The following is a 16770-nucleotide window of genomic DNA, read 5'->3' as shown; positions in this document are numbered from 1 at the left end:
AAATATACAAAGCGATGGCACCACCCATCGCTTTTTTGCTTTCAGAAGAAAAATATCCTAAAAACGCTTTCTTGTCCTATGTCAAGTCTGCGGGCAAAAATCCGGGGTACATTTGTAGTGTTAAAATAATAAATCAAAACACAAACTAAATACTAAACACTATGGAAAGTACAATCAACGGCATACACCACATCACTGCAATAGCAGGCAATGCCAAACGCAATCATGATTTTTATACCAAAACTTTAGGCTTACGCATGGTTAAAAAAACCGTGAATTTTGATGATCCTGAAACGTACCATTTATATTATGGCGATAAGGAAGGTACGCCGGGTACTATCCTGACCTTCTTCCCTTGGGAAAATATCATGACTGGCAGGCGCGGCTCACGTCAGGCAACCGAGATCGGTTACTCAGTACCCGAAGGCAGTTTGGATTTTTGGCAAAAACGCTTTGAAGATCATAATGTGATTTATAACAAAGTGGCCGAGAAATTTGGCGAGCAGTATTTAACCTTCCTTGATCCAGACGGGTTGAAACTGGAGTTGATCGTATCTAAAACAGCCGACAACCGTTTGCCATGGGAAACTGACGAGATCAAGGCTGAAAACGCGACCAAAGGTTTTCATAACATCACCATCACCACCAACAAAATGCAGCCAACTGCCGATATTCTGACTAACGTTTTCGGTTATAAACTACTGGAGCAGCATGTTAACCGCTTCCGTTTTGTTACCGACGCGGTTGATAATGCCAACATTGTTGACCTGGTTGAAGTACCGGGAGAGGTTGCCGGACATGTAGCAGGCGGTTCAGTACACCACGTAGCGTTCCGTGTAAAAAATGAGGAAGTGCTGATGCAGTATCGCGATAAAATAGCATCTCTTGGTTTACATATTACCGAGAAGATAGACCGTAACTATTTCTACTCACTGTATTTCCGCGAACCGGGGGGCGTATTGTTCGAGATAGCTACTGATAACCCGGGTTTTGCTGTTGACGAACCGGTTGAAGAATTAGGTCAGCACCTTAAATTGCCTGCACAATACGAGCAATACCGTGCAAGTTTAGAAACTACCTTACCAAAATTAGCTTAAGTAATGTACACACATCATAAACAATATATCACCGCCGGCAAACCAATTGCCGAAGCCGGCGGTGCCCTGATCATGATACATGGCAGGGGCGGCTCGGCAGAAAATATCATCAGTCTGGCTGATGAATTAAATACAGAAGATCTGGCCATTTACGCGCCGCAGGCCAGCAACCATAGCTGGTACCCATACAGTTTTATGGCGGCTGACGAGCAAAACCAGCCCGCGCTTAACTCGGCCATTGAGGTGATTGGTGAACTGGTTGACGAGATCATCAGTAAAGGCATCCCTGCCGAAAAAATTTATTTCGCAGGATTCTCGCAAGGGGCGTGTTTAACCTTGGAGTATATCGCCCTTAATGCCAAAAAATATGGTGGCGCGGTAGCTTTTACCGGCGGCTTGATAGGCCCGCAGTTTGATGCAGGCAAATATACTGGCAGTTTTAACGGAACTCCAATACTGATAACCACCGGCGACCCTGACCCGCATGTACCCTTAACCAGGGTTGAGGAAAGTGTGGAACTGCTGAAAAAACTAAATGCTGATGTGAATGTGACGATATTCAAAGGCCGTCCGCATACCATTATTCAGCAGGAAATTGATCTGGCTAATCAATATGTGTTTCATTAAAAGATTGCGCGACAGGCTGCTGGCATTTTGTACATCGATGCAGTTTCGTAAGTATGATAAATATTAAAATGATGGAAGCATTTAAAGTAACCCGGGTTTATGCCGATGAAAATGGCGACAGCCGTTTTGATGAAGTATATTATCCGTTGCATGAGGGCGGGCCGATAGGTTATTTCTCGGAAAAGGTGGGGGTAAAGGAGCTGATCTTCCGTAAAGTAGTACCCACTTATGATGATTTTCATGCTGCACCGCAAAGGCAGTACGTTGTGCTGCTTGATGGCGGTGTGGAAATCGAGACATCAACCGGCGAAAAGCGGCAGTTTGCGGCAGGGGAGGTGTTGCTGATGGAAGATACCGAGGGCAAAGGCCACCGCAGCCGCAACTTGAAAGCGCAGGTACGTAGTTCGCTGTTCATTATTTTTTAGATCAACGGAGGCGCTTTTAGTGGTATATTGCGTTTTTATCGCGATTACTATCTATGTCAACCGATCTGATACTGAAAAGCATTGGCAAATACATTGGCCTTACCGATGAAGAAAGGGAGTATTTTTTAAGCCTGCTGCATCCAAAGGAGCTTACACGCAAGCAGTTTTTATTGAAGGAATTTGAGGTTTGCAAATATTCAGCTTTTGTGAACAGCGGCTGCCTGCGGGGCTATACGGTTGATGAGAACGGGCTGGAGCATGTAATGAATTTTGCCCCCGCGGGTTGGTGGATAGCCGATATGTACAGTTTGCTTAGCCAAAAGCCCGGTACTTTAAATATCGATGCCATTGAGCCTACCGAAATATTACTGCTCTCCAAAGTAAAGCAGGAACTTTTATATCACGAAGTGCCTAAATTTGAACGGTTTTTCAGAATTATAACCGAAAATTCACTGGTAGCTTACCAGCAAAGATTGATGGATAACTTGAGTTTACCGGCCGAAGAGCGTTACAATAACTTTTGCCGCAGGTACCCAACGTTAATACATCAATTACCAAAAAAGGATATCGCCGCCTACATAGGCGTTACACCGGAGTTTTTTAGCCGGATGATGGCAAAACTTTTGCGGGCAGAGAAGTAAAAACAATCGCTATGGAAGATCAGGATAAGCTTAACCGCATAATTGAGGCCCGCATGAAACTGAAAGCGCGTTTTGAGGAACAGATGCGCAACACACCATCCGTTGCCGACGATAAACCCAAAGGCTCGGGCGAACCCAACAGGCACGGTATGCCCGTGATCCCGATAGGGCAAACAGCAACCTCAAAATGGCCGGTGCTTGACCTCGGTTATCAACCTAATGTTCCTTTAGACAGGTGGCGTTTAACTATTGATGGTGAGGTAGAAAATCCGGTGCGGTTAACGTGGAAACAGTTTATGGATCTGCCGCAAACCAGGGATACATCTGACTTTCATTGTGTAACTACCTGGTCAAAACTCAACATGCACTGGAAAGGCGTAAGCCTGCTTGATCTGGCTGCGTTAGTTCATCCAAAAGAAACGGCAACACATATTATGTGCTATGGTTATGATACCTATACCACCAATGTATCATTACAGGAAGCTTTGAAGCCGGATGTATTATTAGTACATACCTACGAAGGTCAGCCGCTGCCGCATGAGCATGGTGGCCCGGTACGCATGATCACCCCCCAGCTTTACGCCTGGAAGGGCGCGAAATGGATAAAGCGCATTGAGTTTTTATCTGCCGACAAATTAGGTTTTTGGGAGGAGCGGGGCTATTCAAACACGGCTTATCCTTGGCGCAATGATCGTTACAGTGATTAACTGTTAAAACAGATGGCCGGTATTTGCGGTTAATAAATTAAACAGACTAATCATGATCAACCCCGTAGCATTCAAAACATCCGCAGATAACGGAACTGTCAGAAAAATAATTATTGAGCCTATATTAAAGCGCGATGATAGCGGCGAGCTTACCGATACCGGCGTTTACCGCTTGCTGAAAAACGCAACCGATAACGAAAGTTTTTTGTTTACCGAACCGCTGGAAACTACCGAAAGTAACACGGATATACCTGATGAACTTAATCCGGATTATCTGGGTAAAATTACTTTTATTGATGGTAGCTGGACATTCAAAGGCGATTTGTTAACCGAGCACGAGCAACAGCAGATAGCAGGGTTTATTGTTAATCACGCTTAGTGCCTTGCCCGGCGTTTAAGCACGCCGCCGGCAGCCTCTTTAATGGTACTGGTAAATACAAACGCCTTTGAGTCAATATCATGCACCAGGTTGCGCAGTCGCCTAACTTCAAGGCGGGTAACTACGGTATAAACAATATCAACCGGGTGGCTTACATCAAAGCTTTCCTTCAAAAAGCCGCGTTCGCCTTTGTAAACGGTGATACCACGGCCTAATTCCATCACCAAACGACGCTTCACCTCTTCACTTTCCGACGATATAATGGTTACGCCGGTATATTCCTCCAAACCTTCTATAACAAAGTTGATGGTTCGCGATGCGGTGTAGTAGGTTAGTATCGAATATAAAGCTGTTGGCAGCGTTACCTCAATAGCCGCGATCAGGAAAATCACGATGTTGATGCCGAGGATGATTTCGCTGATAGTAAAGCTGATGCGTTTCCCGGTGTATAGGGCCAACACTTCAATACCGTCCAGCGCGCATCCGCCACGTATAGCCAAACCCACGCCTATACCCATAAACACCCCGCCAAAAATGGAAACCAGCAATTTGTCTGAGGTTATAGGCTCGTACGGAACGTAAAGCAAACACAACCCCAAACCAAGTATAGCCGCCACCGTACGGAAAGCGAACACACGGTTTACCTGGTACATACCCATTATAATGAAAGGTACGTTGGCCAGCACAATTACATAGGCTATATTTAAGTGGTAAAGCTCATGTATAAGCAGCGCCATGCCGGTTACCCCGCCATCAAAAAACTTATTGGGTATCATAAAGCTTTTGAGCGCGAAACCGCAAAATAATATACCTAAAACTGTGTAAACCGTGTCAATTAACCAACGTGGCAGGTTCTTCATCTGTAAAATGTGTACTTATAAATTCGCATTGCAAATCCCCCAAAACAAGGTTTAATAGCAATACTTCAAATTCAAGGCTAATATATTCAAATGTTTCTATTTATAGGCTGTAATGGTTTAATAAACGGAAATGTTATATTTGGTAGCCAGCCATGATCATTAACCGGCCTGCTTTATTTCGATATGTATTTTTTTGTTTACCTGGGCGCTTTTTTGCTCTTAACTCGTTTACGCACCTCCGTAAAATTTACCGAGCTGTTTGATAAATGGAATGCGTTGCTTCGATGGTCAGCCATCGGTGTGGTAATTTCATTTTTTGTTTTTGGCAGAATTATGCCGGATGTTGTGACGCCTTTCCTGGGGCCGTTTATTTTGGGCGCTATTGTGGCATACACACTTAAAGAGCCCGACTTTCAACCGCTGCGTGGGTTCATCAATACCCACATACCGCTGGTTGTAATGGGTTTTCTGGATGCTTTTTTAGACCTGGTAGCGCCAGAATTTTATGGTGATTATGAAGATTATTTTCAGATAGGCGTATTGCTGGCCTTTGTGTGGATATTCGCGCGCTGGGCAAGCACCAAGAAACAACAGCAAGAACTACGTATGATGTCGGTAAAAAAGGATGAACTGGAAGCCATTGTGGCCGAACGTACATCTGAGCTTACCAATCAGCGTAATGAACTACAGGATTTGGTTAAGGAATTGAAGGCCACGCAGGCACAGTTAATTCAATCAGAAAAAATGGCATCTCTGGGTGAACTTACCGCGGGTATTGCTCACGAGATACAGAATCCCCTCAACTTCGTCAATAATTTCTCGGAAGTAAGCGCAGAGCTGATCGAGGAGATGGAAGAAGAACTTGCCAAAGGAGATAAGGACGAAGCGCTTGCCATAGCAGCTGATATCAAGCAAAACCTGGAAAAGATACGCCACCACGGTAAACGCGCTGATGGTATTGTGAAGGGCATGTTACAGCATAGCCGACAAAGTACCAATATTAAAGAGGCTACAGACGTTAATAAGCTGGCCGATGAATATCTGCGCCTGGCCTACCACGGATTACGCGCCAAAGATAAATCATTCAACGCCGAACTTCTCACCCGTTTCAGCGAAAACCTGCCTACGGTTGAAGTTGTACCGCAGGATGTTGGCCGCGTATTGCTGAATTTATTTACCAATGCTTTTTACGCCACACAGCAAAAAGTTAAGCAAGGCGATCCCAAATATAAACCGGTTGTTGAGGTAGCGACGTTGTTGAAGCGCGGCATGATAGAGATTTTTGTGCGTGATAACGGTACCGGCATTCCCGAGCATATAAAGGATAAAATTATGCAGCCGTTTTTTACTACCAAGCCAACAGGCGAGGGTACGGGGCTGGGCTTATCTTTAAGCTATGATATCATAGTAAAGGGCCATAACGGTAAAATTGACGTGCAAAGTAAAGAAGGCGAATACACCGAGTTCATGATCAGTTTACCGCTATCAGCAAAAAATAGTTAATTTTATAGCTTCTTATGAAAATATTGGTTGTTGATGATGAAGCGGACGTACAACCGCTTTTCTTGCAGCGCTTCCGCAAAGAGATACGTAACCAGGAAGTTGAGTTTGATTTTGCCCTTTCGGGAGAAGATGCATTAAAATATCTGGAAGATAAACATTCGGAAGTGGTGCTTATCCTTTCGGATATTAATATGCCCGGCATGAGCGGTATTGAATTGCTGGGCCATATACGTGAAGATTTTGGCGACCCGCCGCCACCACCCGTTGTAATGATGGTAACCGCTTATGGCGATGAGGAAAATTACAGGCAGGCAATGGACAAAGGCGCCGATGATTTTTTAACCAAGCCGCTTGATTTTGATCTGCTTAAACAAAAACTTAAAAACCTTGCTGAATAATGGCCAAAATTCTGGTAGTTGACGATGAAGCGGATTTGGAACTACTGGTAAAACAAAAGTTTCGCCGCAAGATAAGAGAGAATATCTACGAGTTTGTTTTCGCGCAAAATGGTGCCGAGGCGCTTGAAAAAGTGAAGGAACACCCTGACCTTGACATTATTTTAAGCGATATTAATATGCCTGTAATGGATGGGCTTACGCTGCTTTCGCATTTGCCCGAGGCTAACCCAACGCTAAAGGCCGTTGTGGTATCTGCTTACGGAGACATGCAAAACATCCGTACGGCAATGAATCGTGGGGCGTTTGATTTTGTTTGTAAGCCGGTTGATTTTGACGACCTGGACTTAACCATGCAAAAAACCATACAACATGTTAAGCAGCTGCAGGAAACCATAAAGGCTATTAAAGAGAATAACATACTTAAAATGTATGTTGACGAAAATGTGCTCAACTTTATGACGCACAAAGAGTTTGAAAATAGCTTATTAACCAATGAGCAGGTTGATGCAACCGTGATGTTTATTGACATATGTGGCTTTACCGCGCTTACTGAACAGGTACCGCCAAACACGGTTATCAACCTGTTGAACGGATTGTTTGATAAGATTGTGAAAGAGATAATTGCGCAGGGTGGCCATGTAGATAAATTTATGGGTGATGCGGTTATGGCTGTTTTCAGAGGTAATTACCACCTTGATCGAGCCATTGATGCCGCGATAACCGTTCGCGATCAGATACGGTCGGCAGAAGAAATTGACGCTGGCGAACGTAAGTATAAGCCAGGTGTTTCTGTAGGTATTAATTCAGGAGAAGTAGTGTCGGGCAATATCGGTTCTGCATCGCTCAAAAGGCTCGATTATACGGTAATAGGTGATATCGTTAATGTCGCTCAGCGCTTACAATCCACCGCCAAAGAGGGGCAGATATTGATAAATGAAGCCACTTACGAAAAGGCGAAGGAATCCTTCAATTGCGAAAAAATAGGTGATGTGGTTTTGAAAAATAAGGCTAAACCGGTAACTATATACGAGGTGCTTGAATAAACACCTCGTATAATACCTTATTTAAGCGTGCGCATACGCGCTTTTGTCCAGGCAGCTTTTGATGGTAGTGATCAGTTCGTCAAGATCAAACGGTTTGGATATAAAGGCGTCGCAACCATAATCGCCAAACGCTTCGAGCAAGCGCGGATAGCCTGATAATAGTAACACCGGCAGGGATGAGGTTAACGGATGCGTTTTAATTTCACGGCATAGCTCTCCGCCGTTTACACCGGCCAGCAAATGATCAAGCAGTACAATGTCAGGCTGGTATATATTTACGGTTTGTACAATGTTATCGGTATACAATAATGCGGTAACGGTAAACCCTTCAGGGGTCAGCACGTCAGTCATTAATTCCAGCATCTCCGGCTGGTCATCAATGATCAAAATATTCTTCACCATTTCAGTCTATCAGATTGGTATTAGTAATAACGCGCAATTATCACTATTTGTTTCCTAACGGATAGGCCGAACAGAAAATATAACACAAAGATCAACTCGTCTTAACAATTCGACCTTGATAAAAGTAATCTACACTAAAAATGCCAGCCCTTCCTGGGTTAATTGTAGCAACCCGTCGTAATTGGCGATAGCAATACTTTTGCCCGACAGTGTAATTAATTTTTCGGCCACCAACTCATTAATTACACGAAAAACGGTCTCATACGTAGCGCCAGCGAATGAGGCGAGATCCTGCCTGCTTAGGTCGAGGCTTATGTAGCCTTCGGGCGTTGTGCCAAATTGTTTATGCAATAGAATCAGCGCTTCTGCCACGCGGCCTTTAACCGGCATATGCGCCAGGTTGCGCATCTTTTTTTCGGATTCGCGCAACTCTTGGGAGAAGAACATTAGTAACTGGTATGATAATTCGGGGTTTACCTTCAGGCTCGCCTCAAAAAAATCCATATCAATATAGCAAACAACGCCGGGCTCCAAAGCTGCCGCTGATACGGGATAAATGGCATCGCCACCAAGGCCACGGTGGCCCAGTATGGCTCCGTCCTTAGCGAAGCGTATAATCAATTCCTTTTCAGCATCCCACCGTTTGTAAACTTTAACAGTTCCGGAGTGAACAAAGTAAACTCCTGTTACCGGATCGCCTTCTTTAAATATTTTTTCGCCTTTTTTTACTTTAAAGCTCTTTTTATTTGTGTTAATGGCTGCCTGCCACTCCTTTAGACTGTATTTGCATAAAAAACAATTGCAAGTTTCGCCTATCAAATTCTTTTTTGCCATTCATTTGAGGGATATACATCTCAAATTTGAGTAATTTTTAATGAATAAGTGAAATATGTTTGAGAATTTTATTTAAACGAGCTGGTTTTTAAAGAATTTAAATTATTGTAGATATGGTTTTTGATTAATAATCAAATATTCCGGGCAAAAGTCTTAATTTAAATTCTTCATAATTTTCATTGCATATTCTACGTGATGAGGTTGTATATCCAGATGTGTTACAAAACGAATTCTGTTTTTGTCTGTAGATCCGCACTTGATTCCATGCTCAGCAAGTTTATTTACTATTAAATCAGCCGGTTCGAAGGTGTCAAATAACATGATATTAGTCTCAACCGGTAGTACTTGGCTTACCCAATTACACTTGCTTAGCTCATTAGCTAACAATAGTGCGTGCTGATGATCAATTTTCAACCGCTCTACATGGTGGTCGAGCGCATAAATGCCTGCAGCGGCTAAAAATCCTGCTTGCCGCATGCCGCCACCCAATACTTTGCGTATGCGGCGCGCTTTGTGTATAGTTTCCTTATCAGCCAATAAAACAGAGCCAACAGGTGTACCAAGCCCTTTGGATAAACAAACCGAAATTCCGTCAAAATATTTCTCGTAGTCGATAGCTTTATCGCCCGTGTGCATAAGCGCGTTAAATATCCGCGCGCCATCCAGGTGCAATTTAAGTCCACGTTCTTTACATAGCTCGGCAATGGGCTTTATTTGCTCAAGCGTGTAGCAGCTGCCGCCTCCTTTGTTTACTGTATTTTCAAGCACAACCAAACTTGTGTGCGGATAATGTATGTTTTCGGCGTTTATTTCCGGCTCAATCATTTCGGCGGTCAGTATGCCGCGGTAGCCGTTCAATAGTCGTGTTGATACGCCGGAATTAAAAGCAATTCCGCCGCCCTCATAACGGTAAACGTGGGCCGTTTGGTCGGCAATCAGTTCATCCATCGGCTGGGTGAAACATTTAATGGCGATCTGGTTGGTCATGGTGCCTGAGGGGCAAAACAAACCGGCCTCCATGCCAAACATAGCCGCAGCCTTCTGCTCCAGCTCTGCAACACTTTCATCCTCGCCAAAAACGTCGTCGCCAATTTTAGCGTTCATCATGGCCTCTAACATGGCAGGCGTGGGTTTGGTAACGGTATCGCTACGCAGATCAACTGTAATTTGCATCAACTGTAATTTAGATGGTATATTTAGTGCAAAACTAAGTTATGCTGATCAAAGTTGCTTTAGGCGTACAGCATATTTTACATTTGAAATTAAACCAAGCGCGATTAAGGAAGTCCATCCACAAAAAATCCTGACTTATGCAATTATTATACAAAGCCGCTTTAGTTTTATTTACATCCGCAATTACTTTAACCGCGTCCGCGCAGTGGAAAAAGGGATGCTATTACGATTTGAACAACGCCCGCCATGCCGGATTGATTAAAGCGGATGAACAACACTTATTATATAAGCCCTCGAAAAGAGCCGACGAACTGAAGTTAACTGCTGCAGATATGAACGCCTTCGTTATAGAAAAGGACAGCTTCAGGGTTTCGCACGCGCCGGTATTCGGGCAACCGGTATTTGTACAGGTGCTTACAAATGGACCGACTAAGATATACGTTGCAAGGCCCCGGCCTAAAAAGTTTAGCCGCGGATCAATTATAGGAGGATTGCTTGGCGGCGATACCGGTGCCGAAATAGGTGGCCATGCTGATGCGCTTAGGAGTTACCATGGTTATTATTACGGGCAGGATGAAAATTCACTGGCCACAATAACCATGCAGAACTTTGAGGAGATTACGGCGAGCATTATGGCCGATAAGCCGAAGGTTACCGCCAAAATAAAGGATAAAACATTTCGTTATGGCGATATGGACGAGCTGATAGTATTTTACAACACAGGTAAGCAACCGTCGCTAATTGATTAAACTTGAACAATGAAGAACTGCTGTACAGCTATACTAATATTTATAATTTCGACGGTTACTGCGTACGCTCAAAAATGGCAAGCCGGAAGTTTTACTGATACGAAGGGCATCAGGCAAACCGGTTTTATTAATCCGAACCCTAAAGGGAAAGGGCCTGTAAAAGAGGAAGCGTTTATTGAGTATAAGCTCGATGATAAAATGAACCCTATAAAATTGAGCGCGGGTGAGTTACGTTCTTTTACCATCGGCCGGGATAGTTTTGTAGTGGCCCATGCGCCGGGGAATACGATGTGGGCAGGTAAGGAGTTTGATTTTGTACGGGTTGTACTTAACGAGGAGATTAAGTTATATACCGGAAAAGGCGGCAAGGGTAAGTCCGGTTTTGGTATCAGGCCGGGCCTATCGGGTGGTTTTGGTTTGGGTAGCGGCGGCTATGGCGGAGTAGGCGGTGGTGTTGGTATATCGTTAGGGGGCAACGGCAATGGCGACAGGCAAAAAACGGCTTATTACTTTGGCGCCAACACGGCCGAAATGATGCTGCTAACCCCCATAAACTTTAACGACATTATGTGCGACATTATGGGCGATGAGCCGGAAGTGGTTAACCTCATCCGCCAAAATAAATTCAACTTGAATAATATTGATAAACTGATAGAATACTTTGAGAAGGTTAAAGCATCGCGGCAGCAGCAATAAGTTAGAGTTTATCAATACGTACCCATTTCATACCCGCTGCGGTGGCAGCGGTTGTGCCGGCTTCGCCATCTTCAAATACCAGGCAGTCGGCGGGAGAAACGCCAAGCTTTTCAGCCGCAGCTAAAAAAGGATCGGGGTAGGGTTTGCCGTGTTTGGTTTCACCTGCGCATACCAATACTTCAACGTAATCAATTAAACCAAGTAGCGTCAATGTCTTTTCGACAGCTTTGCGTCCGCTGCCCGATACGACGGCGATACGCACTTTGCCCACGTGCGCTTTTAAATGTTCAACAACATAATTTATGGGCTGAGTATTTTCCAGGTATTCGTCAAAAAAAACCTGGTAGCGTTTTTCGGCGAACACGGCCGGGTCAAAAGCGCTGTTATAACGCTTGTTTATTTCTTCAACTACATTTTTAACCGGCCAGCCGGCCAGTTCGTCAACAATGGCGCCGTCAAACACCAGGCCGCCGTCAGCAGCCACTTTAATGTAGGCGGCTTTGTGCGCGGGCATGTTATCGGCAAGTGTGCCATCGCAATCGTACAAAAAAGCTTTATAGCCGGTTGATAGCCCGGTGAGTTTCTGGAGCTTCAGCTGTTCGGTCTCAGTCATTCGCAAATATTAATAAAAAAGGTAGCACCATCGTTATGCCGATGTAATAAATACATTAAACAACCGCCTTAAAGTGATGGAATTTAGTCGAACTGATTTTGCAACCGTTCCAACCGCTCAATAATCAGGTTGAGTTTTTCCTGTTCAAGCTTGAAAATGCGGTCTTTAAGGTAAAAAGCCACATAAAGCAGCCATACCACGGTAAAGCCATAAAACGAGAAGCGAAATATCTGTGATGAATGCTCAAGCACCTCAAACAGGTACAGAGATAAGCCAATAGTAATTAATAACAGATAAAGGTAATATAGCCATCCGTAGAGGTCTGCGCGGCGGCGCTGATATTCTTTTAAACCCTGCAAATATTCCGCCGGATGGATAGTGACATCTTCCTTTGATACGAGTTTGTAATCTTTGATCATTACAAACATATATAGCAGCATGGTACAAAGTATTATGCTAATGCCTGCATACGTAACCCATGATTGAAATACCAGGAACAACAATACCATTAATACCGCGCCTGCACCTATGGCCATGCTTACAATACCACGCAACAACCTTTTATTAAGGCTTCCCACTCCACGTTTCACCTGCTTCAGCGCCTCGTCTACCGAAAGCTGATCGCGTTTTGGCTGCTCTTGCCAAACCGACATTATATGATCAAAGTCTTTCATACTGGTTGTATAATTCTGTTAACTTTTGTTTTATACGATGAATTTTTACCCGCAGATTGCCTTCGGATATCCCTGAGATCTCAGCAATTTCAGGGTAGGGCATTTCATCAAGCACCATGGTTATAATAATTCTTTCCGACTCTTCGAGCTTGGAGATACATTTATATAATAATGCCACCTGCTCGTTCTTCTCAGATAGTTCTTCGCGTTTGGTTTCCGCAATCTGCGGGGTCAGTTCGTCCTTAGCCTGGCGTTTTTCAGAGCGCAGGTAAGTAAGGCAGGTGTTTACGGCAATGCGGTATATCCAGGTAGAGATCATGGCCTGGTTGCGGAATTTATCCAGGTTTTGCCAAACCTTTAAAAAGGTTTCCTGCAACAGATCATGTGCCGCGTCATCATCCCCTGTGTAACCGTAACACAGGTGGAATATTTTTTTTGAGTTGGCTTCAAAAATTTGTTTAAAGGCTGCTTCTTTACCGGGCACGCTTGCAGTTAATTGTTATACAGTTTAGAGTGCAAAGTTATTAATATGTTACAACTGGTAATCAATAATATTTAACCACTGCAATTTTTTATCTGCATCGCTCAGTAACTGTTCATAATCAGGCGAATAATCATGCCTTACGTCCTCGTGCAGTTTATTAATGTTGTTGCGGATTTTTTCCAGCTGCTTTATAAATATTACACGCAGTGGTTTGTAGGACGTTTTGCGGTCTGCATATTGCAGGTAGTTCTCACCGAAATTTATCAGTAGGTCAATCTCAGCGGTTTTTGATGCGATGAACTTAACATATTTGGCTATCAATCTTAAAATTTTACGCAGTGCTTTAGCGGCAAAATAACTTTGTGAAGGTAGCTGACTAAACATAAAACCTATTTCACTTTTAACCTGGGTAACAAAGGCCGCTTCGTCATGCGCCTCGAACATCAGGTAAGCTAACAGCTCCTTATTTTCTTTTTTATAGCGGGCAAGGCGCAGCAACAGTTCGGCCATTTGGGCAGGGGGCATGTGCTGCAGTTCCTTTTTTATATTTTGGAGTCCGTAGGTAGTTATACTCATAGCAGTTAAATCGTGTAACACAACAAAGTTCTATTATTCATTTAAATATTGAGGATATAAGTTATGTTTGAGTTAAACAATACATTTATAACTATGATAGTAACAACCAGCACACATTTAGAAGGGTACAAAGTAACCGAACATTTAGGCGTTATCCGTGGTATTACAGTACGCTCACGCGGAGTAGGCGGTAATTTTTTAGGCGGTTTACAAACCATATTTGGTGGGCGTAACAGTATTTATACTGAGCTTTGTGAGCAAGCCCGCCAGGAAGCATATAACCTGATGATACTGCACGCGCAGGAAGTTGGTGCAACAGCCGTTATCAACATGCGCTATGATGCCAATGAGGTTATGCAGGGCGTTACCGAAGTGCTTGCTTACGGTACCGCGGTAAAAGTAAGTAAGGTTGACCTGTAGAACCGGCGTTTTCAACGCCTGCTTTAATTAACGGTGTAAATTTGTAGCTTTGGGGTTTAACTGACTTGCATGCGCCGTAGTAAACTTACACTTTACATATTTATAGCCCTTGTTGTGGGCGTAATAACAGGGTATTTTTATAATACCCTTGTTATTAACGAAATTAATACCAAAATAGCCACTGCCGATGCGCAGATAAAAGCTATCGATGCGCGCCTGCTTACCATTACCGATACCACCGCTGCAGGCTACAAAGAACTCAAACTACAACGTACCGAGCAGGTAACCATACGTAAAGCCAATGATACTGCCCGTGAGGATAAGCTCGTCGGCTTTAATGTGCTGAGTGATATATTTTTACGGCTGATAAAAATGATTGTAGCGCCATTGGTGTTCACTACGTTGGTGGTGGGCGTAGCTAAGGTTGGCGATATTAAGGCCGTTGGACGTATTGGGGGTAAAACCCTGCTGTGGTTTTTAAGCGCTACGCTGGTGTCGTTATTATTAGGTATGGTGTTGGTTAACTTTTTTGAACCAGGCAAGGCCATGCACTTGCCGCTGCCGGATAGCCACATCAATACAGGCGTACAAAAAGCAGCTCTTTCGTTAAGGGATTTTATCGGCCACGTATTTCCAAAGAGTATTATTGAGTCGATGGCTAATAATGAGATATTGCAGATAGTGGTATTCTCCCTGTTTTTTGGTGTAGCAACCGCCGCCATTGGCGAAAAAGGTGAGGTGGTGATCAAGGCAATGGACGCCATTGCGCACGTGATCCTGAAAATTACCGGTTATGTAATGAAGGCTGCACCGCTTGCCGTTTTTGGCGCCATAACGGCTATCATTGCAAAGCAGGGGCTGGGTATTTTGTCTACTTATGCCATATTTATTAGTGAGTTCTATTTTTCGTTGGTAGTATTATGGCTGGTGATTATACTGGCTGGATATTTTGTTTTAGGTAAGCGTGCCCTAACGCTGGTAAACAACATTAAGGATGCTATGCTGGTAGCATTCAGCACCTCAACCAGCGAAGCTGCTTACCCCAAAGTTTTAATGGAACTGGAACGCTTTGGCTGTAATAACAAGATCGTGAGTTTTGTGCTACCGCTGGGCTACTCGTTTAACCTGGATGGTTCCATGATGTACATGACCTTCGCTTCGCTTTTTTTGGCGCAATCTTATAACATCCATCTTTCATTTGAACAACAGCTGTCAATGCTATTAGTACTGATGCTTACCAGTAAAGGTATCGCGGGTGTGCCGCGCGCGTCGCTGGTGGTAATTGCCGGCACTATAGCCATGTTCAATATCCCGGAGGCGGGTTTAGCCTTACTAATCGGTATCGATCCATTACTTGATATGGGCCGCTCAGCAACCAACGTTTTAGGCAATGCGATGGCAACAGCGGTTGTGAGCAAGTGGGAGAAAGAGATTGATTAAATGTAATTTTCGATTAATCAATTTCAAACTATGCAATTCAATAACGATTTTCGCTCCTGATTTGCTGATGGTCGGTGAAATCAATCAATAGTCTGTGTAATAAAAGTATATAATGACTTTAAGAAATAAAAAGATATTCCTTGCTGCCAGTGTCGCTGTGCCATTTTTATTGTATTGCTTTTACTATTATGGCATGATGGTGAAGAATGCGCCTTATAAGTTCAATGAGTTTCAATATATGGTGTTCGAGTATGGCAATGGTGATAGCTTGCTAAATAAATACAACTCTAAAACGCATCATTATCAATATGTAGATAGCCGCGATTCAGTAGTTAAAACTTCCTTGAAGTTAAATAAAGATGATTTGTTATACCTGCACCGCAAAGCTGCCGACCTGGGTTTCTGGGATTTCCCGGAGCAAGAAGTAAACAGCGCTAAGCGCGACCCGAAGGTGCCGTATTACTTGATTCAGTTTAATTATTTGCGTAAGAGCAAAAGCGTATTGTTTCAGGCAAACTACCAGGGTAATGAGAAGCTGATAGATGCCAACCAGCGCCTGATCAAAGAAATACAGCGCGTATTGCGCGATGCCGAGCAGCGAAATAAAAAATAACTGCTTATTGGTATTTGATAGATTAATATCTATATTTGCACCTCGAAATTTTAAAACATAATTATAAATAACAATGTACGCAATAGTAAGTATAGCCGGACAGCAATTTAAAGTTGCAAAAGACCAGCAGCTCTTTGTACACCGCTTACAGGGAGATGAAGGCGCTAGTATTGAATTTGACACAGTATTGTTAGCAGAAAACGAAGGTAAATTCAAATTAGGTACTGATTTGAAAGGCGCTAAAGTATCAGCTAAGATCTTGTCGCACGTTAAAGGTGATAAAGTGATCATCTTCAAAAAGAAAAGAAGAAAAGGTTACAAAAAGAAAAACGGTCACCGTCAGCAATTTACCAAAATCGAGATCACAGGTATCGCTCTGTAATTATTGTTTAATCCCGAAGGTGTTTATCCTTCAT

General features: G+C 43.5%; 23 protein-coding genes. 15 read left to right on the top strand and 8 right to left on the bottom strand.

The window, feature by feature from the left end; genetic code table 11:
* The first annotated feature begins 161 nt into the window (after positions 1-161).
* The 6 genes from ABD960_RS09845 to ABD960_RS09820 are packed head-to-tail and all read left to right on the top strand — an operon-like array spanning position 162 to position 3876.
* On the top strand, positions 162-1097 hold the full coding sequence (locus ABD960_RS09845) for a ring-cleaving dioxygenase (protein WP_345330979.1): 936 nt from the start codon (positions 162-164) through the stop codon (positions 1095-1097).
* Between the two features lie 3 nt (positions 1098-1100).
* Entirely contained in the window at positions 1101-1724 is a 624-nt protein-coding gene (locus ABD960_RS09840; RefSeq protein ID WP_345330978.1) for an alpha/beta hydrolase, read from the top strand.
* Between the two features lie 53 nt (positions 1725-1777).
* The gene (locus ABD960_RS09835; protein WP_345330977.1) at positions 1778-2149 is read left to right on the top strand and encodes a cupin domain-containing protein; all 372 of its coding nucleotides are present in this window, start codon (positions 1778-1780) and stop codon (positions 2147-2149) included.
* Between the two features lie 53 nt (positions 2150-2202).
* Positions 2203-2790 carry a Crp/Fnr family transcriptional regulator gene (locus tag ABD960_RS09830; RefSeq protein WP_345330976.1) on the top strand — a complete coding sequence of 196 codons (588 nt, stop codon included), beginning with the start codon at positions 2203-2205 and terminating at the stop codon, positions 2788-2790.
* A gap of 11 nt (positions 2791-2801) precedes the next feature.
* Positions 2802-3497, top strand: coding sequence for a molybdopterin-dependent oxidoreductase (locus ABD960_RS09825; protein ID WP_345330975.1), 696 nt, complete (start codon positions 2802-2804; stop codon positions 3495-3497).
* Between the two features lie 52 nt (positions 3498-3549).
* The gene (locus tag ABD960_RS09820) at positions 3550-3876 is read left to right on the top strand and encodes a hypothetical protein (protein WP_345330974.1); all 327 of its coding nucleotides are present in this window, start codon (positions 3550-3552) and stop codon (positions 3874-3876) included.
* On the opposite strand, the gene ABD960_RS09815 is transcribed toward ABD960_RS09820, so the two are convergent.
* Positions 3873-4736 carry a YitT family protein gene (locus ABD960_RS09815; protein ID WP_345330973.1) on the bottom strand — a complete coding sequence of 288 codons (864 nt, stop codon included), beginning with the start codon at positions 4734-4736 and terminating at the stop codon, positions 3873-3875. The genes ABD960_RS09820 and ABD960_RS09815 overlap by 4 nt on opposite strands.
* Before the next feature lie 183 nt (positions 4737-4919).
* Here ABD960_RS09815 and ABD960_RS09810 point away from each other — a divergent pair, with 183 nt between their 5' ends.
* The 3 genes from ABD960_RS09810 to ABD960_RS09800 are packed head-to-tail and all read left to right on the top strand — an operon-like array spanning position 4920 to position 7680.
* The gene (locus tag ABD960_RS09810) at positions 4920-6239 is read left to right on the top strand and encodes a sensor histidine kinase (RefSeq protein ID WP_345330972.1); all 1320 of its coding nucleotides are present in this window, start codon (positions 4920-4922) and stop codon (positions 6237-6239) included.
* Positions 6240-6253: 14 nt separating this feature from the next.
* Positions 6254-6637, top strand: coding sequence for a response regulator (locus tag ABD960_RS09805; RefSeq protein WP_345330971.1), 384 nt, complete (start codon positions 6254-6256; stop codon positions 6635-6637).
* Positions 6637-7680: an adenylate/guanylate cyclase domain-containing protein gene (locus tag ABD960_RS09800; protein ID WP_345330970.1), complete on the top strand. Its 1044-nt coding sequence runs from the start codon at positions 6637-6639 to the stop codon at positions 7678-7680. The genes ABD960_RS09805 and ABD960_RS09800 overlap by 1 nt, the downstream gene beginning before the upstream one ends.
* A 21-nt stretch (positions 7681-7701) precedes the next feature.
* On the opposite strand, the gene ABD960_RS09795 is transcribed toward ABD960_RS09800, so the two are convergent.
* From ABD960_RS09795 to ABD960_RS09785, 3 genes are all read right to left on the bottom strand, one after another.
* Positions 7702-8082 (bottom strand): response regulator, encoded by a 381-nt coding sequence (locus ABD960_RS09795; protein WP_345330969.1) that lies wholly within the window; start codon positions 8080-8082, stop codon positions 7702-7704.
* 129 nt (positions 8083-8211) lie between these two features.
* Positions 8212-8916, bottom strand: coding sequence for a Crp/Fnr family transcriptional regulator (locus ABD960_RS09790; protein ID WP_345330968.1), 705 nt, complete (start codon positions 8914-8916; stop codon positions 8212-8214).
* A 153-nt stretch (positions 8917-9069) separates the two neighbouring features.
* Positions 9070-10089, bottom strand: a complete 1020-nt coding sequence (locus ABD960_RS09785; protein WP_345330967.1) for a threonine aldolase family protein — start codon at positions 10087-10089, stop codon at positions 9070-9072.
* Between the two features lie 137 nt (positions 10090-10226).
* Between ABD960_RS09785 and ABD960_RS09780 the strand changes: the two genes are divergently transcribed.
* Together ABD960_RS09780 and ABD960_RS09775 are read left to right on the top strand one after the other, a co-directional pair.
* The gene (locus ABD960_RS09780) at positions 10227-10838 is read left to right on the top strand and encodes a hypothetical protein (RefSeq protein WP_345330966.1); all 612 of its coding nucleotides are present in this window, start codon (positions 10227-10229) and stop codon (positions 10836-10838) included.
* Positions 10839-10847: 9 nt separating this feature from the next.
* Positions 10848-11534, top strand: coding sequence for a hypothetical protein (locus ABD960_RS09775; RefSeq protein WP_345330965.1), 687 nt, complete (start codon positions 10848-10850; stop codon positions 11532-11534).
* Between the two features lies 1 nt (position 11535).
* Here the strand turns inward: ABD960_RS09775 and ABD960_RS09770 are convergent, their stop codons facing one another.
* The 4 genes from ABD960_RS09770 to ABD960_RS09755 form a co-directional block, all read right to left on the bottom strand.
* Complete coding sequence (locus tag ABD960_RS09770; protein WP_345330964.1) at positions 11536-12147, bottom strand: HAD family hydrolase; 612 nt, start codon at positions 12145-12147, stop codon at positions 11536-11538.
* Between the two features lie 83 nt (positions 12148-12230).
* A complete protein-coding gene (locus ABD960_RS09765; protein WP_345330963.1) occupies positions 12231-12821 on the bottom strand; it encodes a hypothetical protein in 591 nt (196 codons plus the stop codon).
* Positions 12808-13305, bottom strand: a complete 498-nt coding sequence (locus tag ABD960_RS09760) for an RNA polymerase sigma factor (RefSeq protein ID WP_345330962.1) — start codon at positions 13303-13305, stop codon at positions 12808-12810. The genes ABD960_RS09765 and ABD960_RS09760 overlap by 14 nt, the downstream gene beginning before the upstream one ends.
* A gap of 48 nt (positions 13306-13353) precedes the next feature.
* On the bottom strand, positions 13354-13881 hold the full coding sequence (locus ABD960_RS09755; RefSeq protein ID WP_345330961.1) for a hypothetical protein: 528 nt from the start codon (positions 13879-13881) through the stop codon (positions 13354-13356).
* Positions 13882-13974: 93 nt separating this feature from the next.
* Here ABD960_RS09755 and ABD960_RS09750 point away from each other — a divergent pair, with 93 nt between their 5' ends.
* From ABD960_RS09750 to rplU, 4 genes are all read left to right on the top strand, one after another.
* Positions 13975-14301 (top strand): YbjQ family protein, encoded by a 327-nt coding sequence (locus ABD960_RS09750; RefSeq protein WP_232175999.1) that lies wholly within the window; start codon positions 13975-13977, stop codon positions 14299-14301.
* Between the two features lie 69 nt (positions 14302-14370).
* On the top strand, positions 14371-15741 hold the full coding sequence (locus tag ABD960_RS09745) for a dicarboxylate/amino acid:cation symporter (RefSeq protein WP_345330960.1): 1371 nt from the start codon (positions 14371-14373) through the stop codon (positions 15739-15741).
* A gap of 112 nt (positions 15742-15853) precedes the next feature.
* Positions 15854-16354, top strand: coding sequence for a hypothetical protein (locus ABD960_RS09740; protein ID WP_345330959.1), 501 nt, complete (start codon positions 15854-15856; stop codon positions 16352-16354).
* Between the two features lie 73 nt (positions 16355-16427).
* Positions 16428-16736, top strand: coding sequence for a 50S ribosomal protein L21 (rplU, locus tag ABD960_RS09735; RefSeq protein ID WP_345330958.1), 309 nt, complete (start codon positions 16428-16430; stop codon positions 16734-16736).
* Positions 16737-16770 lie beyond the last annotated feature (34 nt).

This window comes from Mucilaginibacter defluvii, from assembly GCF_039543225.1.
Taxonomy (GTDB): domain Bacteria; phylum Bacteroidota; class Bacteroidia; order Sphingobacteriales; family Sphingobacteriaceae; genus Mucilaginibacter; species Mucilaginibacter defluvii.
The sequence above is the reverse complement of the archived record's forward strand: the minus strand, read 5'-3'. Positions and strand labels throughout refer to the sequence as shown.